This window comes from Microbacterium sp. PA5 (genome assembly GCF_049860775.1).
Classification (GTDB): domain Bacteria; phylum Actinomycetota; class Actinomycetes; order Actinomycetales; family Microbacteriaceae; genus Microbacterium.
The window spans coordinates 1,521,004-1,543,189 of sequence record NZ_CP187567.1; the positions used below are offsets into that span (position 1 = coordinate 1,521,004).

A 22,186-nucleotide genomic window follows, 5' to 3' on the forward strand; every position below is an offset into this window, starting at 1 on the left:
GCAACACCGGAACGATCCGGGTCTATTCCCCTTCGGGGATATCTCGCCCTGCGCTCGGAGCGTCGACCGCGCCGCCGAAGCGGCGATCGCGCGACAGGTAGAGAGCGATGGCGTCCCACAGGTCCGTGCGCGAGAAGTCGGGCCACAGGCGATCGAGGAAGACCATCTCGGCGTACGCGGATTCCCACAGCAGGAAGTTCGACGTGCGCTGCTCCCCCGAGGAGCGGATGAACAGGTCGACGTCGGGCATGTCGGGCACGTACAGGTGGCGCCGGATCGTCTTCTCGGTGATCGCGCCCGGACGCAGCCGCCCGGCGGCGATGTCGTCGCCGATCGCGCGCATGGCGTCGACGAGCTCGACCCGGCCCCCGTAGTTGATGCACATCGTGAGGGTGAGCACGTCGTTGGAAGCGGTCAGCTGCTCCGCGAACTGCAGCTCCTTGATGACCGAGCCCCACAGCCGCGGCTTGCGACCGGCCCACCGGACGCGGACGCCCCACTCGTTAAGCTGGTCGCGACGGCGATGGAGGACGTCGCGGTTGTACCCCATGAGGAAGCGCACCTCTTCGGGAGAGCGGCTCCAGTTCTCGGTGGAGAACGCGTAGACGCTCAGGTGCTTCACGCCTGCCTGGACGGCGCCGGCCACGACGTCGAGCAGCACCTCCTCACCCGCACGGTGGCCCTCGATGCGGGTGAGTCCCCGGCGGTTGGCCCAGCGGCCGTTGCCGTCCATGACGATCGCGACGTGCTGCGGGACGCCGCCCTTCGGGAACGACGGGGGCGTCAGGCCGGTCCAGTCCAGGGGACGGTAGGGGACGGCATCACGATGCGTGTAGGGCTTGGGGGTCATCGGGGCGCCTCCAGATGCGAGAGCGAGCGGATCCCCCGCTCGAGATGCCACTGCGCATAGGCGGCGACCAGTCCCGAGGCCGCCGCGGTGGCACCGTCGGTCGCCCCGTCGACGACATCCCACTCGCCCGACATCAGTGCGCGCAGCAGCTGCCCGGTCTCGGGGTGGAGCCGCGCCGAGCCGGCCGGGGCGCAGTCGCCGCACACCGTGCCGCCCAGCTGCGCCACGAACCATTCCTGCGGACCCACGGTGCCGCAGCGGGCGCACTCTCCCAGCGAGGGGGCCCACCCCGACAGCGCCATCGCGCGCAGGAGGTAGGAGTCCAGGACCGAGCGCGGAGCGTGCGCGCCCTGAGCCAGCGCCCGCAGGCCGCCGACCAGCAGCAGGTACTGCTGCGCGGTCGCCTCGGCCTCGTTGAGCCGATCCGCCGTCTCGACCATCGCGTGGGCCGCCGTGTAGCGGTCGTAATGCGCGGCGATCTCCGCGCCGTAGGCGCCGATGGACGATGCCTGCTGGACGATGTCGAGCGTGCGGCCCTGGTAGAGCTGGACGTCGGCCACCATGAAGGGTTCGAGCCGCGCACCGAAGCGCGAGGATGTGCGCCGCACGCCCTTGGCGACGGCCCGCACCTTCCCGTGCCGGCGGCTGAGGAGGGTCAGGATCCGGTCCGCCTCGCCCAGCTTGTGGGTGCGCAGGACGACAACCTCATCGCGGTAGGTGGGCATGCCCGTCCCCCCGTCGCCGTCGTGCATCCGTCACTTCTCGATTATCCCCGCCACCGGGGACAATGGACGTGTGACAGAGCCGCTGTTCGTGATCCCCCTGTGGGCAGACCTCGTCGCCGTCGGTCTGGGCGGCGTGCAGGGCGCCCTCTTCGCCTCCGGGTTCCTGGGCCAGCGGCGGCTCGACCTCCTGGGCGTGACCATCATCGGCATCGTGATGGGCATGGGCGGCGGTCTCATCCGCGACCTGCTCCTGAACGTCGAGCTCGCGACGATGCAGAGCAACTGGTATCTGATCACCGCGACGGCGGCGTCGCTCATGGGCATGCTCCTGGCCAACGTGTTCCAGCGGCTCAACGCCGTGATCGTCGCGCTTGACGCTCTCGTGATCGGGCTGTTCGGCGCGTTCGGCACGGCCAAGGCGCTGGCCATCGGGCTTCCGCCGGTGCCGGCGGTCTTCGTCGGCGTGTGCGCGGCGGTCGGCGGCGGCATCCTCCGCGACGTCTTCATGGGGCTGCCCGTCGCGATCATGCACGTCGGGTCGCTGTACGCGGTCGCCGCCGGCGCCGGCTGCGTCGTCCTGGCGGTGGTGCACGCTCTGGGCGCACCGCTCGTGGTGGCGGCCGTGGCCTGCGTGACCGTGACCACGGTGATCCGGCTGCTCGCGGTCATCTTCGACATCTCGCTGCCCGAGCAGCGGGCGCTGCACCGCCGCAAGGTCGCCCTCGAGACGAGCGCCATCCCGATCATCAAGCCCTGACACGTCGGCGCCGCGCCCGCGCTGACGTGCTCGCGAGGCGCGACGGCGGCACGGAGTCCGAGTCGTTGACACTCGTGGTCGCGTCGGCGCCCGCGAGGCGACGACTACTGCCCGCCGTTCGGGGCCGCGACGCGATCGTTGACAGTTCTCGTCGCCTCGGCGCGCCGGAAGCGACGACTACTGTCCAGGATCCGGCGGGGTGCCACGAGGACCTCGTCGGGACCGCGCCCGCGCGGCTGACGCGCTCTCGCACGCCGTCCGCGCGGGGCGGCCTCAGGCCGAGACGCCGGCCAGCGCGCCGGAGCGCTCCCGGGTGCGGATGGCACGGTTGACGCCCGACACGATGGCCTTGAGGCTCGCGGTGGAGATGTCGCCGTCGATGCCGACGCCCCACAGCCGCTCACCGTCGACCTGCAGCTCCACGTACGACGCGGCCTGCGCGTCGCCGCCGGCGCTGAGGGTGTGCTCCACATAGTCGTAGAGCGTGATGTCGAAGCCCTGGGCGCGGACGACCTCGAGGAAGGCCGAGACCGGCCCGTTGCCGACGCCCGTGGTCGCGATGTGCTCGTCGCCGTCGCGCAGCGTGACGTCGAGGGTGACCTCGCCGGACATGTCGCTCTGGGTGCGGGTGGAGAGCAGCTCGAAGCGGCCCCACTTGTCGTCGGTGACGACGGCCGGCAGGTACTCGTCGGTGAAGATCGCCCAGATCTGGTCGCTGGAGACCTCGCCGCCCTCGGCGTCGGTCTTCGCCTGGACGACCCCGGAGAACTCGATCTGGAGCTTGCGGGGCAGATCGAGCGCGTGGTCGGTCTTCAGCAGATAGGCGACGCCTCCCTTGCCCGACTGCGAGTTGACACGGATGACGGCCTCGTACGACCGACCCAGGTCCTTCGGGTCGATCGGCAGGTAGGGCACCGCCCACTCGATCTCGTCGACCGAGACGCCCGACGCCGCCGCACGAGCGGCCATGGCCTCGAAGCCCTTCTTGATCGCGTCCTGGTGCGACCCGCTGAACGCGGTGAAGACGAGGTCGCCCGCCCAGGGGCTCCGCTCGTGCACCGGCAGCTGGTTGCAGTACTCCGCGGTGCGCTTGACGTGGTCGATGTCGCTGAAGTCGATCTCGGGGTCGATCCCCTGGGTCAGCATGTTGATGCCGAGGGCCACGAGGTCGACGTTGCCGGTGCGCTCTCCGTTGCCGAACAGACACCCCTCGATGCGGTCCGCACCGGCGAGGTAGCCGAGCTCGGCGGCGGCGATGGCCGTGCCGCGGTCGTTGTGGGGGTGCAGCGAGAGGATCACGTTCTCGCGGTGGTTGAGGTGACGGCTCATCCACTCGATAGAGTCGGCGTAGACGTTGGGCGTGGCCATCTCGACGGTCGCCGGGAGGTTGATGATGACCTTGCGCTCCGGCGTCGGCTCGAACACGTCGAGCACCTGGTTGCAGACGTCGACGGCGAACTCCAGTTCGGTCCCCGTGTACGACTCGGGCGAGTACTCGTAGTAGACGGCGGTCCCGGGCACGCGCTTCTCGTACTCGCGGCACAGCCGCGCACCCTCCAGCGCGATGTCGATGATGCCCTGGCGGTCGGTGCGGAAGACGACCTCGCGCTGGAGCACGCTCGTGGAGTTGTAGAGGTGCACGATCGCCTGCTTGGCGCCTGCGATCGCCTCGTACGTGCGCTCGATGAGGTGCGCGCGCGCCTGCGTGAGCACCTGGATCGTCACGTCATCGGGGATGACGTCCTCCTCGATGAGGTGACGGACGAAGTCGAAGTCCGTCTGGCTCGCGCTCGGGAAGCCGACCTCGATCTCCTTGTAGCCCATCTGCACGAGCAGGTCGAACATGATCCGCTTGCGTTCGGGGCTCATCGGATCGATGAGGGCCTGGTTCCCGTCGCGCAGGTCGACGGCGCACCAGCGCGGCGCCTTCTCGATGCGGCGCGACGGCCAGGTGCGGTCGGGCAGCTCGACACGGATCTGCTCGTGGAACGGCCGGTACTTCGCGGTCGGCATGCCGGAGGGCTTCTGATGGTTCTGCATGATGCTTCTTCTCTTCGCGGTGGGAAAACGGGCCGACGACGATCTCCGCGACGAGTGAGGCCCTGCTACGAGGTCTCGTCGCGGCGGCTAAGAAGAAGGAGCCCACCGAAGCGCATGCTGCCACGATACACCCGTCTTTCGGAGGAGGGAGAACTTCGAGACGGTCGGGTGCCGCGCGACACTGTCGGGGTATGAACCGTCGCCGCCTCGCCGCCACCGCCGTCGCCGCCTTCGCGGTGACCTGTCTCGCCCTGTCCGGCTGTGCCTCCGCCGCGCCGCCGGCATCGTCCGCCGACGCCGCTCCGCGCCTGGGCGAGGTCTCCCCCGGCCTCCCCGACGGCGAGGTCGTCGGGCAGGGCATGGTCCTCGGAGACGGTGAGGACGGCGCGCAGCTGTGCCTCGGGCCCGTCGCGGAGTCCGCCCCGCCGCAGTGCGCGGGCATCCCCCTCGTGGGCTGGAGCTGGGAGGGGCTCGACGGCTTCGAGACCACCGGCGGCGTGAAGTGGGGCAGCTACGCCGTGCAGGGCACCTACGACGGCACGTCCTTCACGGTCACCCAGCCTCCGATCATGCTCGCGCTCTACGACCCGATGGCTCCCGCCGACCCCACGGGCGGCGAGCCCGGCGCGGGTGCGGAGGACGACCTGCTCGCCATCCAGGAGGAGCTCCCGGACCGCCTGGGCGACGCCTACTTCGCGTCGTATCCGCAGGACGGCTGGCTGTTCGTCGACGTGCTGTGGGATGACGGCACCTGGCAGGACGCCGCTGACGGCGAGTTCGGTGCGGACACCGTCATCATCCGCTCCGCGCTGCGGGAGATCGGCTAGGGCACCCCTGGGACACCCCTAGGGCATCGCGGGAACATCCCTGGCGCACCGCGGGAACATCCCTAGGGCACCGCGGGAGCATCGCTAGGGCACCAGGGCGAGCTTGCCGCCGGGATGACCGGCGGCGAGCACGCGCAGCGCCTCGCGCATGTCTCGGAGCGGATACGTCGCCGCGACGGGCACGATCAGGGCTCCCTCGCCGGCCAGGGCGATGAGCTCGGCGCGGACGGCGTCACGGTACGCCGCGCTGGCGGGCAGGGAGCCGGCGATCCAGCGGATACCGCGCTCGTCCGCGCGATCCGCGGCGGCGATCGTGACGATCCGGTCGCGGTCTCCGACGAGCTCCTGCGACACCTCGAGCGCCTCGTCGGTGCCGACCGCGTCGAGCGCGGCGTCGACGGGGGCACCGCCGGCTGCGTCCTCGACGCGTGCGCGGAGTCCGGGGCCGTACGCGACGGGCACGCCGCCGTAGGCGCGCACCCGGTCGAACGACGCCGGAGACGCGGTCGCGATGACGCGTGCTCCCCGCCGTGCGGCCAGCTGCAGCACCGCCACCCCGACCGCACCGGATCCGCCGTGCAGCAGGACGGTCTCGCCCCGCCCGACGCCGGTGACCTCGAGCATCTCCGCGGCGGTCGTGCCGGCCAGGAGCAGGTTCGCAGCCTCGGGATGGCTCAGGTCGGCCGGCTTCGCGAACACCTTCTCGGCGGGCACGGTCAGCTCGGTGGCGTAGCCGCCCTGGACGCGGAACGCCAGCACCTCATCGCCGACCGACGCCGGGCCCGAGCCGATGACGGTGTCCGGCCCGATCGCGGTCAGCTCCCCCGACACCTCGTACCCGATCGCGACCGGCAGGACCACGCCGGGACGCTCGGACGCGACGTGCTTGTAGTCCGCAGGGTTCATCCCGGCGGCGCGCACGCGGATGGTGACCTCGCCGGAGGCGGGCGGCGGGACCTCGACCTCGGCGAGCTCCCAGGACTCGGGTCCGCCCCAGGTCGTCGCACGCCACTGCAGCGCCATCAGAACCCCAGCCGACCGAGCTGCTTCGGGTCGCGCTGCCACTCCTTGGCGACGCGCACGTGCAGCTTCAGGAACACCCTCGTGCCGACCAGCGGCTCGATCTGGGCACGCGCCCGGGCGCCCACGTCGCGCAGGCGCGACCCCTTGTGGCCGATGATGATGGCCTTCTGGCTGTCGCGCTCCACGACCACGTTCGCGTAGACGTCGGTGATGTCGGAGTCCTCGCGCGGCGAGATCTCCTCGATGGTGACGGCGATCGAGTGCGGGAGCTCGTCGCGCACGCCCTCCAGCGCCGCCTCGCGGATGATCTCCGCGATGCGGTCCTCGACGGACTCGTCGGTGACGACGTCGTCGGGGTACAGGGGCGGGCCGGCGGGCAGCAGGGCGAGGACCTCGTCGGCCAGCACGTCGAGCTGGTCGGCGGTCACCGACGACAGCGGGATCACGGCGGACCAGTCCTCGCGCAGCCCGTCGACCTCCAGGAGCCGCTCGGTGATCTGGTCGCGGCCGGCGATGTCGGTCTTCGTCACGATCGCGATCTTCTTGGCACGCGGATAGCCGTCGAGCGAGGCGGCGATGCGGCGGTCGCCGGGCCCGACCTTCTCGGTCGCGGGGACCAGGAACCCGATCACGTCGACGTCGCCGAGCACCTGCTCGACGAGGTCGTTGAGGCGCTGGCCGAGCAGGGTGCGCGGCTTGTGGATGCCCGGGGTGTCGACGATGACGATCTGCCCGCCCGGGCGGTTGAGGATGCCGCGGATCGCGCGACGGGTGGTCTGCGGCTTGTCCGAGGTGATCGCCACCTTCTCGCCCACGAGCGCGTTGGTCAGCGTCGACTTGCCGACGTTCGGGCGGCCGACGAAGGTGACGAAGCCCGAGCGGAGGCCCGCGTCGGGGCCCGACCCATCCGGGGCGGAGGGCGTGGGCTGGTTCATGAATCCCCCTTGATGACGTCGATCGCACCGGTGCGGAGCGTTCCGAGCGAGACGTCGGGCGTCTCGATGCGCTCGACGAAGACCGTCGCCAGTCCGCGGCCGCGGCCGCGGGAGGTCCCCCCGGTGATCAGGAGTCCGCCGTGCTGGGCGGTGGCGCCGGGCAGCGGGACGCGGCCGAGCAGCTTGCCCAGCAGGCCGCCGATCGAATCGACGTCCTCGTCCTCGAGCTCGACCCCGAACAGCTCCCCCACCTCGTCGAGGCCGAGCCGCGCGCTGACCCGGTAGCGACCGTCGCCGAGGTCGACGACCTCGCTCGAGCGCGGGTCGTACTCATCGGCGATCTCGCCGACGAGCTCCTCGATGAGGTCCTCGAGCGTGACCAGGCCCGCCACTCCGCCGTACTCGTCGACGACGAGGCAGACGTGGACCGCGTCCTTCTTCATCTGCTGCAGGAGGGTCTCGGCCTTCATCGACTCCGGCACGAAGACCGCGGGACGCGCGATGCGGCTCACGGGCGCGTCGCGCCAGGCGCGCTCGTCGCGGTAGGCGAACTGCACGAGGTCCTTCAGGTAGACCACGCCGGTGATGTCGTCGGCGTCGTCGTCGGCGATGGGGATGCGGGAGACGCCCTTGTCCAGGAAGAGGCGCATCGCCTCGTCGGTGGTCACCGTGCCGCTCATGGTCACCATGTCGGTGCGCGGCACCATGACGGCGCGGACGAACGTGTCCGTGAAGTCGAAGACCGAGTGGATGAGCTCGCGGTCGTCCTCTTCGATGAGATCCTGCGAGGCGGCCTCGTCGACCATGCTCAGCAGCTGCTCCTCGGACGCGAACGACGTGCCGCGGGAGACGCCGGGGGTCACGCGGTTGCCGAGGATCACCAGCAGATGGGCCAGCGGGCCGAGCAGGATGCGGGCGCCGCGGATGATCGGCGCGCCGCCCCGGAGCAGACCCTTCGCGTGCTGACGGCCATAGCTGCGCGGGCTCGCGCCGACGAGGACGAACGACACGGCGGTCATCAGCAGCGCCGCGGCGAGCATCGCCCACCAGATGCTGTCGAAGAGGAGGGTGAAGGCCCCCATGACGAGGACGGCGGCGGTCGTTTCGGCGAGGATCCGGATGAACACGACCGCGTTGCCGTGGGCCTCCGGGTCGGCGGCGATCCTGCTCAGCGAGGTGCGGTTGCGCCCCGACAGGGACAGCTCGGCGACATCCGCGCGCGACGTGACGCCCAGCGCGGCGTCGAGGGCCGCCATGAGGCCTCCCAGCGCCACCAGCAGCACGGCGGCGATCAGCAGCAGCGCCTCGGTCATGCGCGTCGTCGGCGCTCGGTCGCCTGGAAGGCGGCGATGAGCTCGCGCTGCAGCCCGAACATCTCGCGCTCCTCCTCGGGCTCCGCGTGGTCGAAGCCGAGCAGGTGCAGCAGGCCGTGGGTGGTCAGCAGGATGAGCTCGTCCACGGTCGAGTGGCCGGCCGCCTGCGCCTGCGTCTCGGCCACCTGCGGGCAGAGGACGATGTCGCCGAGAAGGCCGGCGGGCGTGGGCTGCTCCTCGGTGCCGGGGCGCAGCTCGTCCATCGGGAAGCTGAGCACGTCGGTGGGCCCGGGCTCGTCCATCCACTGCACGTGGAGCGACTCCATGGCGCCCTCGTCGACGAGCAGGATCGCCACGTCCGCATCGGGGCTCACGTGGAGCTCGGCGAGATTCTGCTCGGTGAGCCGCAGGAGCACCGTCTCGTCGACGTCGACGCCCGACTCGTTGGTGATCTCGATGGTCATGATCGTCCTCGCTTGGGGAGATGGTCGTGCGGCCCCTTGGCGCGGGCGCTGCGGGGATCCTGGGCGCGTCGCCGCTCGGCGCGGTTGGCGAACTCGCTCGCCTCGTCGCGCTCGCGACGCGCCGACAGCCGCTGCTCGTCGTACTCGGTGTAGGCGTCGACGATGCGGCCGACGAGCGTGTGGCGCACGACGTCGTCACTGGTCAGGTACGAGAAGTGGATGTCGTCGATGTCCTTCAGCACTCGGGTCACGAGCCGCAGGCCGGACGCGCCCTGCGGGAGGTCGATCTGCGTGATGTCGCCGGTGACCACCATCCGGGTGCCGAACCCGAGGCGCGTGAGGAACATCTTCATCTGCTCCGGCGTCGTGTTCTGCGCCTCGTCGAGCACCACGAACGAGTCGTTGAGGGTGCGTCCGCGCATGTACGCGAGGGGCGCCACCTCGATGGTCCCCGAGGCCATCAGCTTCGGGACGAGCTCGGGGTCGAGCATCTCGTTCAGCGCGTCGTACAGCGGTCGCAGGTAGGGGTCGATCTTGTCGGTGAGGCTGCCCGGGAGGAAGCCCAGCCGCTCGCCCGCCTCGATCGCCGGACGGCTGAGGATGATGCGGCTGACCTCCTTGCGCTGGAGCGCCTGCACGGCCTTGGCCATGGCGAGGTAGGTCTTGCCGGTGCCGGCGGGGCCGATGCCGAAGACGATCGTGTTCTCCTCGATCGCGTCGACGTAGGCCTTCTGACCGAGGGTCTTCGGGCGGATGACCCGCCCGCGCGAGGTCAGGATCGCCTCGCCGAGAACCTCCGAGGGCCGCATGCCGGGGTCGGCCCGGATGATGCGGCTCGAGGCCGTGACGTCGGCGGGATCGAGTCCCTGCCCGGCCCGTGCCATCTCGATCAGCTCGTCCACGAGCGCCCGCGCCCCCGAGACCGAGGAGGCGTCGCCGCTGAGGGTGATCTCGTTGCCGCGGACGTGGACTTCGACGTCCGGGTGCTCGCGTTCCACGACACGGAGCAGGCGATCCTGGGGTCCCAGGAGCTGCACCATGGCGATGCCGTCGGCGTGGATGTGCGCGACGGTGGGTTCGGGGGCGTCAGCCACCGAGCCTCCCTTCCTCGAGACCGCCGGCCAGCACGTGCGCGTGCACGTGGAAGACGGTCTGACCGGCGGCGGGGCCGGTGTTGAAGATCAGACGGAAGTCGCCGTCGGCGTGCTCGGCGGCGAGCGTGTTCGCCAGACCGATCAGCTCCGACAGCAGATCCGGGTCGCCGGCGGCCAGCTCGACGACGTTCCGGTAGTCCTGCGATTTGGGGATCACGAGCAGGTGCACCGGGGCCTGCGGTGCGATGTCGCGGATCGCGAAGGCGTTCTCGGTCTCCGCGATGATCTCGGAAGGGATCTCGCCCTGCAGGATGCGCGTGAAGATCGAGGGTTCGCTCATGTCCCCGAGTCTATCCGCGGGGGCATGCGGTGAGGGGGCGCGTCACCAGCGGCCGACGCGGGCGCTGAGGACGGCGAGGGCGGCAGGCCCGGCCGTCGAGGTCCGCAGCACGGTCTCGCCCAGCCGCACCGGCACGGCGCCGGCCGCGCCCAGAGCAGCGAGCTCCTCGGGGGCGATGCCGCCCTCCGGGCCCACCACGAGCAGGATGCGCCGGGCATCGCCGACATCGACCCGCGACAGGGGCTCCGCCGCGGCGGGATCGAGCACCAGCACCAGTCCGCGCTCCCCCGCCACCTCCGCGGTCGAGACGGGCGTGCCGACCTCGGGCACCCACGCGCGGTGCGCCTGCTTCGATGCCTCGCGCACGATGGACTGCCACCGGGCGACGCCCTTGGCCGACTTGGCCGCGTCCCAGCGGGACACGCTCCGCGAGGCCTGCCACGGCAGGATCGCGTCGACCCCGAGCTCGGTCGCCGCCTGGACGGCGAGCTCGTCGCGATCGCCCTTCGCCAGTGCCTGGACCAGCACGAGCTCCCGCTCCGGCGCCGGGACGTCGCGGCGCTCGTCGACGCGGACAGCGACGAGCTTGGGCGCCACCGATTCCACGGTGCCGCGCAGCCACGTGCCCTTGCCGTCGCCGAGGGTGACCGCCTCGCCCGCGCGCACCCGCCGCACCGCCGCGGCGTGATGCGCCTCCGCCCCGCCGAGCTCGACGAGGTCGCCCGCCTCGGCCGTGAGCGGCCCGTCGTCGAGCAGGAAGTGGAGCGCCACCGGATCAGCCGTTCCGGAAGCGGTCGCGCAGCTTCGAGAACAGTCCCTGATGGAACTCGGCGAGCCGCGGCGCGGGAGCCTTGGTCTTCTTGGCGAAGTCCTCGATGAGCGCACGCTGCTTCGCATCCAGGCGCGTCGGGGTCACCACGTGGACTCCGACCCGCAGGTCGCCGCGCTGCCCGCCGCGCAGCGGCGTGATCCCGCGGCCCTTGATGGTCAGCACGTCGCCCGCCTGCACGCCCGGGCGGATCTCGAGGTCGACCGGTCCGTCCAGCGCCTCGATGGTCGTCTCGGTGCCGAGGATGGCGTCGGGCATCGAGACCTCGAGAGTTGCGAGCACGTCGTCGCCGTCGCGGCTGAACACCTCGTGCGGCGTCACGGTGACCTCGAGATACAGGTCGCCGTTGGGGCCGCCGGCGGGGCCGACCTCCCCCGACCCGGGGAGCTGGAGCCGCAGCCCCGTCTCCACGCCGGCGGGGATGTCGACCGAGACCGTCCGACGAGCGCGGACGCGTCCCTGACCCGCGCACGTGCCGCACGGGTACGGGATGGTCGTGCCGTAACCCTGGCAGGTCGTGCAGGGCTGGGAGGTCACGACGTTGCCGAGGAGGCTGCGCACGGTGCGCTGGACGTTGCCCGATCCGTGGCAGATGTCGCAGGTGACCGGCTGGGTGCCCGGCTGGCAGCAGGAGCCCTGGCAGGTCTCGCACAGTACGGCGGTGTCCACCTCGACGTCGCGGTGGGCGCCGAACACGACGTCGCCGAGGTCGAGGGTCACCCGCACCAGCGCGTCCTGTCCGCGTTCGCGGCGCGACCGCGGCCGGCCGCCGCGGCTGCCGCCCCCTCCGAAGAAGGCCTCGAAGACATCGCCGAACCCGCCGAACCCGCCGGCGCCCCCGCCGAACGGGCTGCCGTCGCCGCCCAGGTCGTAGCGCTGGCGCTGCTCCGGATCGCTCAGCACGTCGTAGGCGTGCGTGACGAGCTTGAATCGCTCCGACGCGTCCTCGCCGGGGTTCACGTCGGGGTGGAGTTCGCGCGCCAGCCGGCGGTACGCCTTCTTGATCTCGTCGGGCGTCGCCTCTCGCGACACTCCGAGCACCTCGTAGTGGTCAGCCACTTTCGCCTTCCTGCCCGTGCGGGCGCGGTCGTCCGGATCCGTCAGCGGGACGTGTCGTCCTCGTCCAGCAGCCGGCTCAGATAATGCGCGACGGCGCGGACCGCCGCGAGATTGGTGGGATAGTCCATGCGGGTCGGGCCGAGGACGCCGACGCGGGCCCGGGTGCCCGTGGCGTCGTAGTCGCCGGCGATCACCGATGCCTCGGGAAGACCGAAGGGCTCGTTCTCGCGGCCGATGCTCGCGGCGAGGCCGTGCTCGTCGGCGACCATCTCCCCCATGAGCCGCAGCAGCGTCACCTGCTCCTCGATGGCCTCGAGCAGCGGGTAGATGCTGCCGCGGAAATCCGACTCCCTGCGGGCGAGGGTCGCGCTGCCGGCCATCACGAGCTTGTCCTGGCGGAACTCCTCGAGCTCCTCCGCCACGATCAGCGCGACGGTCCGCAGCGCCTGGTCGAGACGGTCGCCCGCGGCGGGGCCGGCGAGGAACTCCGCCACCGCCTGCGCCCCGTCGCGCACGCTCTTGCCGGTCACGAGTGCGGCGATGTCGGACTTCACCCGCGTCACGTCGGACTCGGACAGCTCGTCGCGCAGGAAGGCGAGGCGCTGCGACACGCGGCCGGTGTCGGTGACGACGATCACGACCACGCGCGAGGCGCCGAGGTGGACGAACTCGACGTGGGACACGTTCGCTCGCGCGAACGAGGGGTACTGGACGATGGCGACTTGACCGGTCAGCTGCGTGAGCGAGCGGACGGTGCGCACCAGCAGGTCGTCGAGATCGACCGGACCGTCGAGGAACGACGCGATGGCGGAGCGCTGCGCGCCGGTGAGGGGCCGGAGCTCCGCGAGATGGTCGACGAAGACGCGGTAGCCCTTGTCGGTCGGCACGCGCCCCGACGACGTGTGGGGCGCGGTGATGAGCTCCTCGTCCTCGAGCAGCGCCATGTCGTTGCGGATCGTGGCCGCCGAGACGCCGAACTGGTGCCGATCGACGATGGACTTGCTGCCGACGGGCTCGTTCGTGTCGACGTAGTCCTGCACGATCGCACGGAGGACTTGAAGTCCGCGTTCCGAAACCATCGTCACTCCTCTCGCCGTCCGGGTGCTGGCACTCGCCTTCGCTGAGTGCCAATTCTACCGCTCAGACGGTCAGGGCGCGCACGACGGCGTCGGCGAGGAGTCGTCCGCGCAACGTCAGCACGATGCGGCCGTGCACCGCCGCGGCTCCGTCGATCAGCCCGTCGGCGATGAGCGACGCCACCGCGCGGCGCCCCTGGCCGCTCACCTCCGACACCGCCAGTCCCTCGGAGATCCGCGACCGCAGCAGCACGCTCTCGAGACGCCGCGCCGCCTCGTCGGGGCGCTCCCGGCCCGCCGCGGGCGAGGTGTGCGACGCGAGCCGCTGGGCGTAGGCCGCCGGATGCTTGACGTTCCACCAGCGCAGCCCGCCGACGTGGCTGTGGGCCCCCGGACCGTAGCCCCACCAGTCCGCGCCCTGCCAGTACGCGAGGTTGTGGCGCGAGCGCTGCGACGGGTCGCGCGCCCAGTTCGACACCTCGTACCAGGCGTAGCCGGCCTCGCCGAGGAGAGTGTCGGCGAGCTCGTACATGTCGGCCTGCAGGTCGTCGTCGGGCGCGGTCACCTCGCCGCGGCGGATCTGGCGCTCGAGCTTGGTGCCCTCCTCGATGATCAGCGCGTAGGCGGACACGTGGTCGGGCGAGAGCGCGATCGCCGCCGTCAGCGACCGACGCCAGTCGTCGAGGCTCTCCCCGGGGGCTCCGTAGATGAGGTCGAGGCTGACGTCGAGCCCGGCACCGCGGGCCGCCTCCACGGCGGTGCGGACGTTGACCGGGTCGTGCGTGCGATCGAGCGCGGCCAGAACGTGCGGCACGGACGACTGCATGCCGATCGACAGACGCGTCACGCCCGCGTCGCGCAGCTGCACCGCCAGCTCCGGCGTCACGGTGTCGGGGTTCGCCTCGACGGTCACCTCGGCGCCGGGGGCGAGCCCGAAGCGGGTGCGCACGCCGTTGAGCATCCGCGCGAGGTCGCCGCCGGGGAGGAGGGTCGGGGTGCCGCCGCCGAAGAAGACCGTGGTGGCCGGCCGGAGCGGTCCGCGCGCCGCGAGCACCGCGGCCGACAGATCGATCTCACGGAGCACCTCGTCGGCGTAGGCGTCTTGGCGCGCGCCCCGCAGCTCGGTCGCCGTGTAGGTGTTGAAGTCGCAGTACCCGCAGCGCACGCGGCAGAAGGGAACGTGGAGGTAGACGCCGAAGGCGGTGTCCGGCGAGACCGTGATGTCGGCGGGAAGCGCACCGTCGAGCGGTGCGGGCTCTCCGAGCGGAAGGGCGGAGCCCATCAGGCGGGCGTGGTGAACAGCGGAGACAACGCGCGGAGGTAGCCCTGGAACAGCTCACGACGCCGACGCTTCACCAGCGCGGGCACCAGACGGTAGAGCGCCGCGACCGGCCGATCGAACGCCCGCACCGTGAACCACACCTCGTCGCTGTCGGTCCACTCGAGCAGGAACGACTCCTCCCCGCTGACGACGGAGCCGTCGACGGTCCCCAGGCCGAACCCCACGCGACGCGGCTCCTCGATCACGTAGATCACCCGCAGCTGCGCGTCGGCTCGGAGGCCCTTCACGCGCCCGTGAACGCGGATCGTCGTCCCGGCGCCGACGTAGGGCGTGCCGTCCGCGTCGAAGCGCTGGTCCGCCTCGAGGCGGCTCGGAGCCAGCGGCGTGCCCTCGGCATCGAAGCTGACCCCCGAGTACATGGGCCCCGATGCGGGCCGCACGTCGGTGATGTCGAGCCCCGCGCCGCGCAGCGCGGCCCACGACAGCAGGGAGTCGGCGGACGACGTGAAGCGCGCTTCGCCGCTGCCGATCCGCCAGCTCGATTCGGCCGGGACGCTCTTCTCGGGCGGATAGCCCATGAGGTCGGCGGCCTGCGTGGCACCGACGGCCGCGTAGTCGACGGTCCCGTCTTGGAAGCTCCCGCGGCGCATGGCGACCAGCCTACTTCTTGTCCTTGCCCTCGACGTCTCCGGACAGGGCGGCGATGAACGCCTCCTGCGGGACCTCGACGCGACCGACCATCTTCATGCGCTTCTTGCCCTCCTTCTGCTTCTCGAGCAGCTTGCGCTTGCGCGTGATGTCACCGCCGTAGCACTTGGCGAGGACGTCCTTGCGGATGGCGCGGATGTTCTCGCGGGCGATGATCCGCGCGCCGATGGCGGCCTGGATGGGCACCTCGAACTGCTGGCGCGGGATGAGCTTGCGCAGTCTCTCGGTCATCATCGTCCCGTAGGCGTAGGCCTTGTCGCGGTGGACGATGGAGCTGAACGCGTCGACCTTCTCGCCCTGCAGCAGGATGTCGACCTTCACGAGGTCGGCGGTCTGCGAGCCCGCCGGCTCGTAGTCCAGGCTCGCGTATCCCTGGGTGCGCGACTTCAGGTGGTCGAAGAAGTCGAAGACGATCTCGCCGAGCGGCATGTTGTAGCGCAGCTCGACGCGGTCCTCGCTCAGGTAGTCCATGCCGAGCAGCGTGCCTCGTCGCGACTGGCACAGCTCCATGACGGTGCCGACGTAGTCCTTGGGCGCGAGGATCCCGACCTTGACGACGGGCTCGGAGACCTCTGCCACCCGGCCGTCGGGGTACTCGCTCGGGTTCGTCACCGTGACGGTCTCGCCGGTGTCGGTCATCACCTCGTAGGTCACCGACGGGGCCGTCGTGATGAGGTCGAGGTCGAACTCGCGGGAGAGCCGCTCGGTGATGATCTCGAGGTGCAGGAGGCCCAGGAACCCGCAGCGGAAGCCGAAGCCCAGCGCCACGGAGGTCTCGGGCTCGTACTGGAGCGAGGCGTCGGACAGCTTGAGCTTGTCGAGGGCCTCGCGCAGGTCGGCGTAGTCGCTGCCGTCGATCGGATAGATGCCGCTGAAGACCATGGGCTTCGGGTCCGTGTAGCCCGGCAGTGCCTCGGTCGCCGGCTTGCGGTGGTGGGTGATGGTGTCGCCCACCTTCGACTGGCGGACGTCCTTCACCCCGGTGATGAGGTAGCCGACCTCGCCGACGCCGAGTCCCTTGGTCGGCACGGGCTCGGGGCTGGACACCCCGATCTCGAGGAGGTCGTGCGTGGCGCGCGTGGACATCATCTGGATGCGCTCGCGCGGCTCGAGCTTGCCGTCGACCATGCGGACGTAGGTGACCACGCCGCGGTAGGAGTCGTAGACCGAGTCGAAGATCATCGCGCGGGCGGGCGCGGAGGCGTCGCCGGTGGGTGCGGGGATGCCTTCGACGATCCGGTCGAGGAGCTCCTCGACGCCGAGACCGGTCTTGCCGCTGACCCGCAGGACGTCCTCGGGGCGGCCGCCGATGAGGTTCGCGAGCTCGGCCGCGTACTTCTCGGGGTCGGCCGCGGGGAGGTCGATCTTGTTGAGGACGGGGATGATCTGCAGATCGTTCTCGAGGGCGAGGTAGAGGTTGGCGAGGGTCTGGGCCTCGATCCCCTGCGCGGCGTCGACCAGCAGGATCGCCCCCTCGCAGGCGGCGAGCGAGCGCGAGACCTCGTAGGTGAAGTCGACGTGCCCGGGCGTGTCGATCATGTTGAGCGCGAAGGTCTCTCCCCCGCTCGACCACGGCATGCGCACGGCCTGCGACTTGATCGTGATGCCGCGCTCGCGCTCGATGTCCATGCGGTCGAGGTACTGCGCCCGCATGTCGCGGTCGGCGACCACGCCGGTGATCTGCAGCATGCGATCGGCCAGCGTGGACTTGCCGTGGTCGATGTGGGCGATGATGCAGAAGTTGCGGATGAGCTCGGGCGGCGTGGCAGCTGGCTCGAGGGGCTTGAGGGCGCGCGGTGACATGTCCCGTGAAGTCTACCGGCGACGTGGCCGCGCTCCGCCCCGTCGCCTGCCGCGCATGCGGCCCCGGCGAACGGTACCCGACGCATCGCGGGACACGCCAGGGCGGTTTCGCATGAGAAAGAGTTAACCGATCTGACACTTGTCGCGGCGGGTGTGGTCACAGGATGCTCAATGCGGCGGCCGAAGCCTGCGCGATCCTCCCTGCCGCGCGCGGACCGCCTCGGAGACGACACGACATGCACGCAGCAGAGTTCCGTTCGCCCTTGACCCCGCACCCCCGCACCGGAGGCCCTCTGCCGCACCGCCGCAGAGTGTCGGCCGTGGCCGCGACGACAGCGGCCGCACTCGTGGTCGGCGGCCTCACGGTCGCCCCGCTGGCCGCTTCGGCGGCAGTGAGCCCCGAGGCGCCGGTGGTCATCTCGGAGGTCTACGGCGGCGGGGGCAACTCCGGCGGCGCCTACAACCGCGACTTCATCGAGCTGGCCAACGTCTCCGGCGAAGCCGTCGATCTCAGCGGCTGGACCGTGCAGTACGCCTCGGCGACGGGCGCGACCTGGCAGGTCACCGCTCTGGGCGACGTGTCGCTCCCCGCGGGAGAGCGGCTGCTGGTCGGCCAGGCCTTCGGCGCCGACCGCACCCTCCCCGCGGTCGACGCCGATGTGGAGGGCTCGCTCGCGCTCAGCGGCTCGCAGGGCAAGGTGGCGCTCGTCGACCAGGCCGCCGCGCTGAGCGGTGCGACCGGCATCTCCGGACTGGACCAGGTGATCGACCTGGTCGGCTGGGGCGGCGCCACGCACTTCGCCGGATCCGCCGCGGCGCCGGCGACGACCAACGCCACGAGCGTGTCCCGTGACGCCGACGCGACGAACACCGCGGACAACGCCGCCGACTTCACTGCCGGGGCCCCCACGCCGACCGGCCTGTCCGACGACGGGCCGACCCCGACCCCGACCCCGACACCCACCCCCACTCCGACTCCGACTCCGACGCCCACGCCGACGGCCGATCCGGAGGTCGTCGCCATCGCGGACATCCAGGGAACCGGCGAGGCCTCGCCGCTGGCCGGCGCGACCGTGACGACGACGGGCGTCGTGACCGCGCACTACCCCACCGGCGGGTTCGAGGGCTACGTGATCCAGACGGCGGGCTCCGGCGGCGCGATCGATCTCGACAGCCACACCGCCTCCGACGCGGTCTTCGTCTACGCGCCCGGCGCGGTGGGCGAGGTCGCTCTCGGCGACACCGTCGAGGTGACGGGCGTCGTCTCGGAGTGGAACGGCCTGACCGAGCTCACCGTGCGCGCGGGAGCGGCGACCGTCGTCGCCGACGCCGAGGCGCCCGCGCCCGCCACGGTGACGTGGCCGCGCACCGCGGCGCAGCGCGAGGCGCTCGAGTCGATGCTGGTGGACCCGCAGGGCGCGTTCACCGTGACCAACACCTACGCGACGAACCAGTACGGCGAGGTCGGTCTCGCTGCGGGCGAGACCCCGCTGCGCCAGCCCACCGACGTCGCGCGCCCGGAGAGCGACGAGGCCGCCGACGTGGCCGCGGACAACGCCGCACGCGCGGTCGCGCTCGACGACGGCGCCAGCACGAACTTCCTCTCCGCCGCCAACAGCGCGCTGACTCCCGCGTACGTCTCTCTCGCAGAGCCGATCGTCGTCGGCGCGTCGGTGACCTTCACCGCGCCGCTGATCGTCGACTACCGCAACAACACGTGGAAGCTGAACCCCACCGAGCCCCTGGTCGCCGACGGCTCCGGTGCGGACGGCGTGTCGTTCGAGGACCCCCGCACCGCAGCCCCCGAGGCGGTGGGCGGCGACCTGTCCATCGCGTCCTTCAACGTGCTGAACTACTTCACCACGCTGGGCACCGATTCCGCCTCGTGCGTCGCCTACACCGACCGGTTCGGCGACGGGGTGACCGTCCGCGACGGATGCGACCAGCGCGGTGCGTGGGATGCCGCCGACCTCGCCCGCCAGCAGGCGAAGCTCGTGGCCGCGATCAACACGCTCGACGCCGACGTGGTGGGTCTCATGGAGATCGAGAACTCCGCCGCACTGGGCGAAGCGACCGACGAGGCGACGTCGACCCTCGTCGACGCGCTGAACGACGCGGCGGGCGAGGAGCGCTGGGCCTTCGTCGGCTCGTCCGACGAGCTCCCGCCCGCCTCTGAGCAGGACGTCATCACCAACGCGATCATCTACCAGCCGGCAGCCGTCACCCCCTCGGGCGCGGCACGCGCGCTGGGCGACCAGAGCGCGGACGGCGAGGCCTTCGGCAACGCACGTGAGCCGATCGGCCAGGTGTTCGCTCCCGTCGACGGCGGCGCCGAGTTCCTGTTCGTGGTGAACCACTTCAAGTCGAAGGGCTCCGCCGGTCCCTGGCCCGGTGACGTCGACGCGGGTGACGGACAGGGCTCCTCGAACGAGTCCCGTGTCCGCCAGGCGACCGCTCTGCGGGACTGGATCGAGGAGATCCAGGGCGATGTCGAGGCCGTCGCGCTCGCGGGCGACTTCAACTCGTACGGGCAGGAGGACCCGCTGCAGGTGCTCTACGACGCCGGCTACACCGACGCCGAGCAGCACTTCGACGTCGCGACGTCGTCGTACAGCTTCTCGGGCCTGTCCGGCTCGCTGGACCACGTTCTCCTGAACGAGGCGGCACTCGGACGTGCCTCCGGTGCCGACATCTGGAACATCAACTCGGGAGAGTCGGTCGCGCTGGAGTACAGCCGCTTCCGCTCCCACGGCACCGAGTTCTACGCCGATGACGTGTTCCGCTCGAGCGACCACGACCCGGTGCTCGTGGGGCTGGACGCCGAGGCGGCCCCCGTCGAGCTCACCCTCCTGGGGATCAACGACTTCCACGGCCGGATCGACGCCAATACCGTCGCCTTCGCCGGCACCGTGGAGCAGCTGCGCGACGCGGCGACCGGCCCGACCGTGTTCCTGTCGGCGGGCGACAACATCGGCGCCTCGCTGTTCGCCTCGTCGGTCGCGCAGGACCAGCCCACGATCGACGTCCTGAACGCTCTGGACCTGCAGGCCACCGCGGTCGGCAACCACGAGTTCGATCGCGGCTGGGCCGACCTCTCGGGTCGGGTGACCGATGCGTCCGACTATCCCCAGCTCGGTGCGAACGTCTACCTCGCCGGCACCACCACGCCGGCGCTGCCGGAGTACGCGCTGCTCGAGGCCGATGGCCTCACGGTCGGCGTCATCGGCGCGGTGACGGAGGAGACGCCCTCGCTGGTGTCGCCGGCGGGCATCGCCGATCTGGAGTTCGGCGACCCGGTCGAAGCGGTCAACCGCGTCGCCGCGCAGCTGAGCGACGGCGACGCGGCCAACGGCGAGGCCGACGTGCTCGTCGCGCTCTACCACGAGGGTGCCGGGGCGGGGACGCCCGACGGCGCCACGCTCGAGGAGGAGCTCGCCGCCGGCGGACCCTTCGCGGCGCTCGTGAACGACACCGCGGCGGAGGTCGACGCGATCTTCACGGGTCACACCCACAAGGAGTACTCGTGGTCCGCGCCGATCCCCGGCACCGACCGCACGCGACCGGTGGTGCAGACCGGCTCCTACGGCGGGAACATCGGGGAGATCGTCCTGTCGATCGACGCCGACGGCGCCGTCACGGCCCACACCGAGCGTCTCGTGCCGCGCACGTCGACGCCGGCCGCCGAGCTCATCGCGACGTACCCGCGGGTGGCCGAGGTCGACGCGATCGTGAAGGCGGCCCTCGCCGCCGCCGCCGAGATCGGGAACACCGCGATCGGCGAGGTCTCGGCCGACATCACCACCGCCTTCGCGGGCGGGTCCTTCGTCGACGGAGTGTGGACGGGGGGAACGCGCGACGACCGAGCCTCGGAATCGGCGCTGGGCAACACCGTCGCCACGATGCTCCGAGACACGCTGTCCGCTCTCCCCCAAGGTGCTCAGATCGGCGTCACCAACCCGGGCGGCCTGCGGGCGGAGCTGTGGGACACGCAGGCGGAGTTCGGCGCAACAGCGGTCGCGGGACTGCCCGACGGGACGATCTCGTTCTCGCAGGCGAACGCGGTCCTGCCGTTCAACAACACGCTGGCCCTCGTGACGCTGACCGGTGAGCAGTTCACGACGATGCTCGAGCAGCAGTGGCAGACGAACCCCGACGGCACCGTGCCGCAGCGGCCGTACCTGCAGCTCGGACTGTCGGACAACGTCTCGTACACGTACGACGCCTCGGCGCCGGCGGGTTCGCGGATCACGTCGGTCACCGTCGACGGGCAGCCCCTCGACCCGGCGGCCGAGTACCGGGTCGGCACGTTCTCCTTCCTCGCCACCGGAGGCGACAACTTCCGCGTGTTCACCGAGGGTGAGGACTACGTCGACACCGGCCTGCTCGACTACGAGGCCTGGATGGACTACATCGCCGACGGCTCGCCGCTGTCGCCGAGCTTCGCCAAGCAGGCGGTGCAGGTGACGGGCGTGCCCGAGACCGCGACCGCCGGCGAGAGCGTGTCCTTCCAGGTGAGCGGGCTGAACATGACCAGCCGCGGCGCCCCCGAGAACACGTCGCTGGAGATCGCGCTGGGAGACGCCTCGCTGGGTGAGGCGGTCGTGACCGGCGGCGCGGCCACGGTGTCGGCCGAGCTTCCGGCCGATCTGCCCTCGGGCCCGGCGGTGCTCACGCTGACGGCGCCGGCGTCCGGCACCGTCGTCCAGGTCACCATCGAGGTGGAGGCGGCCAGCCAGCCGCAGGCCACGACCACGCGGCTGGTGGCGCTGCTGCCGGTGCACCTCAACCGGCTGCTCCCCTCCACGCTGATCGCCGCCGTCGACCAGGCCGAGGGCACGCCCGAGGGCGTCGTGGAGTTCCGCGAGGGCTCGACTGTGGTCGCGACGGTCCCGGTGCGACGGGGTCTCGCCGCCTTCACCCTGGGCAAGCTCTCGCGCGGCACGCACCACTACACCGCGGTGTTCGTGCCGAAGGACCCGACCGTCTCGAGCGGATCGACCAGCAACGCCGTGCGCGTGCGCGTCGTGTTCTGAGGCTGCTCCGAGTGTCCTGAACGAGGGG

At 71.3% G+C, this 22,186-nt stretch carries 18 protein-coding genes; 3 read left to right on the plus strand and 15 right to left on the minus strand.

The features are described from left to right. Positions 1-22: 22 nt before the first annotated feature. Positions 23-850 carry an isoprenyl transferase gene (locus tag ACPWUT_RS07080; protein ID WP_284527272.1) on the minus strand — a complete coding sequence of 276 codons (828 nt, stop codon included), beginning with the start codon at positions 848-850 and terminating at the stop codon, positions 23-25. Next, on the minus strand, positions 847-1,575 hold the full coding sequence (recO, locus tag ACPWUT_RS07085) for a DNA repair protein RecO (protein ID WP_284528004.1): 729 nt from the start codon (positions 1,573-1,575) through the stop codon (positions 847-849). The genes ACPWUT_RS07080 and recO overlap by 4 nt, the downstream gene beginning before the upstream one ends. A 70-nt stretch (positions 1,576-1,645) precedes the next feature. On the opposite strand from recO, the gene ACPWUT_RS07090 reads away from it, so the two are divergent. Then, on the plus strand, positions 1,646-2,332 hold the full coding sequence (locus ACPWUT_RS07090; protein WP_284527273.1) for a trimeric intracellular cation channel family protein: 687 nt from the start codon (positions 1,646-1,648) through the stop codon (positions 2,330-2,332). 273 nt (positions 2,333-2,605) lie between these two features. Here the strand turns inward: ACPWUT_RS07090 and leuA are convergent, their stop codons facing one another. Continuing rightward, positions 2,606-4,372, minus strand: coding sequence for a 2-isopropylmalate synthase (leuA, locus tag ACPWUT_RS07095; protein WP_425841991.1), 1,767 nt, complete (start codon positions 4,370-4,372; stop codon positions 2,606-2,608). A gap of 191 nt (positions 4,373-4,563) precedes the next feature. On the opposite strand from leuA, the gene ACPWUT_RS07100 reads away from it, so the two are divergent. Further along, on the plus strand, positions 4,564-5,199 hold the full coding sequence (locus tag ACPWUT_RS07100; protein WP_425841994.1) for a hypothetical protein: 636 nt from the start codon (positions 4,564-4,566) through the stop codon (positions 5,197-5,199). Positions 5,200-5,283: 84 nt separating this feature from the next. On the opposite strand, the gene ACPWUT_RS07105 is transcribed toward ACPWUT_RS07100, so the two are convergent. From ACPWUT_RS07105 to lepA, 12 genes are all read right to left on the minus strand, one after another. Continuing rightward, positions 5,284-6,222, minus strand: a complete 939-nt coding sequence (locus ACPWUT_RS07105; RefSeq protein ID WP_284527276.1) for a quinone oxidoreductase family protein — start codon at positions 6,220-6,222, stop codon at positions 5,284-5,286. Next, positions 6,222-7,157 (minus strand): GTPase Era, encoded by a 936-nt coding sequence (gene era, locus ACPWUT_RS07110; RefSeq protein ID WP_284527277.1) that lies wholly within the window; start codon positions 7,155-7,157, stop codon positions 6,222-6,224. Before era ends, ACPWUT_RS07105 begins: the two co-directional genes overlap by 1 nt. After that, positions 7,154-8,470 carry a hemolysin family protein gene (locus ACPWUT_RS07115; protein ID WP_284527278.1) on the minus strand — a complete coding sequence of 439 codons (1,317 nt, stop codon included), beginning with the start codon at positions 8,468-8,470 and terminating at the stop codon, positions 7,154-7,156. The genes era and ACPWUT_RS07115 overlap by 4 nt, the downstream gene beginning before the upstream one ends. Further along, complete coding sequence (gene ybeY, locus ACPWUT_RS07120) at positions 8,467-8,934, minus strand: rRNA maturation RNase YbeY (protein ID WP_425841999.1); 468 nt, start codon at positions 8,932-8,934, stop codon at positions 8,467-8,469. The genes ACPWUT_RS07115 and ybeY overlap by 4 nt, the downstream gene beginning before the upstream one ends. Next, complete coding sequence (locus ACPWUT_RS07125; RefSeq protein WP_425842215.1) at positions 8,931-9,974, minus strand: PhoH family protein; 1,044 nt, start codon at positions 9,972-9,974, stop codon at positions 8,931-8,933. The genes ybeY and ACPWUT_RS07125 overlap by 4 nt, the downstream gene beginning before the upstream one ends. A 46-nt stretch (positions 9,975-10,020) precedes the next feature. Continuing rightward, on the minus strand, positions 10,021-10,368 hold the full coding sequence (locus tag ACPWUT_RS07130) for an HIT domain-containing protein (protein ID WP_284527280.1): 348 nt from the start codon (positions 10,366-10,368) through the stop codon (positions 10,021-10,023). Positions 10,369-10,410: 42 nt separating this feature from the next. Next, a complete protein-coding gene (locus ACPWUT_RS07135) occupies positions 10,411-11,139 on the minus strand; it encodes a 16S rRNA (uracil(1498)-N(3))-methyltransferase (protein WP_425842002.1) in 729 nt (242 codons plus the stop codon). A 4-nt stretch (positions 11,140-11,143) separates the two neighbouring features. Beyond that, the gene (gene dnaJ, locus ACPWUT_RS07140) at positions 11,144-12,256 is read right to left on the minus strand and encodes a molecular chaperone DnaJ (RefSeq protein WP_284527282.1); all 1,113 of its coding nucleotides are present in this window, start codon (positions 12,254-12,256) and stop codon (positions 11,144-11,146) included. Positions 12,257-12,297: 41 nt separating this feature from the next. Then, positions 12,298-13,335 carry a heat-inducible transcriptional repressor HrcA gene (hrcA, locus tag ACPWUT_RS07145; RefSeq protein ID WP_425842005.1) on the minus strand — a complete coding sequence of 346 codons (1,038 nt, stop codon included), beginning with the start codon at positions 13,333-13,335 and terminating at the stop codon, positions 12,298-12,300. Positions 13,336-13,396: 61 nt separating this feature from the next. Continuing rightward, positions 13,397-14,614, minus strand: a complete 1,218-nt coding sequence (gene hemW, locus ACPWUT_RS07150; RefSeq protein WP_425842008.1) for a radical SAM family heme chaperone HemW — start codon at positions 14,612-14,614, stop codon at positions 13,397-13,399. Further along, positions 14,614-15,264, minus strand: a complete 651-nt coding sequence (locus tag ACPWUT_RS07155) for a DUF1990 family protein (protein ID WP_284527287.1) — start codon at positions 15,262-15,264, stop codon at positions 14,614-14,616. Before ACPWUT_RS07155 ends, hemW begins: the two co-directional genes overlap by 1 nt. A 10-nt stretch (positions 15,265-15,274) precedes the next feature. Further along, positions 15,275-17,125, minus strand: a complete 1,851-nt coding sequence (lepA, locus tag ACPWUT_RS07160) for a translation elongation factor 4 (RefSeq protein WP_425842011.1) — start codon at positions 17,123-17,125, stop codon at positions 15,275-15,277. A gap of 236 nt (positions 17,126-17,361) precedes the next feature. Here lepA and ACPWUT_RS07165 point away from each other — a divergent pair, with 236 nt between their 5' ends. Further along, positions 17,362-22,158 carry an ExeM/NucH family extracellular endonuclease gene (locus tag ACPWUT_RS07165; protein WP_425842014.1) on the plus strand — a complete coding sequence of 1,599 codons (4,797 nt, stop codon included), beginning with the start codon at positions 17,362-17,364 and terminating at the stop codon, positions 22,156-22,158. Positions 22,159-22,186 lie beyond the last annotated feature (28 nt).

Coding starts and splice junctions, on each gene's coding strand:
- hemW (WP_425842008.1), bottom strand. CDS start 14,614: ATGGGCTCCGCCCTTCCGCTCGGAGAGCCCGCACCGCTCGACGGTGCG.
- era (WP_284527277.1), bottom strand. CDS start 7,157: ATGAACCAGCCCACGCCCTCCGCCCCGGATGGGTCGGGCCCCGACGCG.
- recO (WP_284528004.1), bottom strand. CDS start 1,575: ATGCCCACCTACCGCGATGAGGTTGTCGTCCTGCGCACCCACAAGCTG.
- ACPWUT_RS07105 (WP_284527276.1), bottom strand. CDS start 6,222: ATGGCGCTGCAGTGGCGTGCGACGACCTGGGGCGGACCCGAGTCCTGG.
- ACPWUT_RS07100 (WP_425841994.1), top strand. CDS start 4,564: ATGAACCGTCGCCGCCTCGCCGCCACCGCCGTCGCCGCCTTCGCGGTG.
- hrcA (WP_425842005.1), bottom strand. CDS start 13,335: ATGGTTTCGGAACGCGGACTTCAAGTCCTCCGTGCGATCGTGCAGGAC.
- leuA (WP_425841991.1), bottom strand. CDS start 4,372: ATGCAGAACCATCAGAAGCCCTCCGGCATGCCGACCGCGAAGTACCGG.
- ACPWUT_RS07125 (WP_425842215.1), bottom strand. CDS start 9,974: ATGGTGCAGCTCCTGGGACCCCAGGATCGCCTGCTCCGTGTCGTGGAA.
- lepA (WP_425842011.1), bottom strand. CDS start 17,125: ATGTCACCGCGCGCCCTCAAGCCCCTCGAGCCAGCTGCCACGCCGCCC.
- ACPWUT_RS07155 (WP_284527287.1), bottom strand. CDS start 15,264: ATGCGCCGCGGGAGCTTCCAAGACGGGACCGTCGACTACGCGGCCGTC.
- ACPWUT_RS07130 (WP_284527280.1), bottom strand. CDS start 10,368: ATGAGCGAACCCTCGATCTTCACGCGCATCCTGCAGGGCGAGATCCCT.
- ACPWUT_RS07080 (WP_284527272.1), bottom strand. CDS start 850: ATGACCCCCAAGCCCTACACGCATCGTGATGCCGTCCCCTACCGTCCC.
- ACPWUT_RS07165 (WP_425842014.1), top strand. CDS start 17,362: ATGCACGCAGCAGAGTTCCGTTCGCCCTTGACCCCGCACCCCCGCACC.
- ACPWUT_RS07115 (WP_284527278.1), bottom strand. CDS start 8,470: ATGACCGAGGCGCTGCTGCTGATCGCCGCCGTGCTGCTGGTGGCGCTG.
- ybeY (WP_425841999.1), bottom strand. CDS start 8,934: ATGACCATCGAGATCACCAACGAGTCGGGCGTCGACGTCGACGAGACG.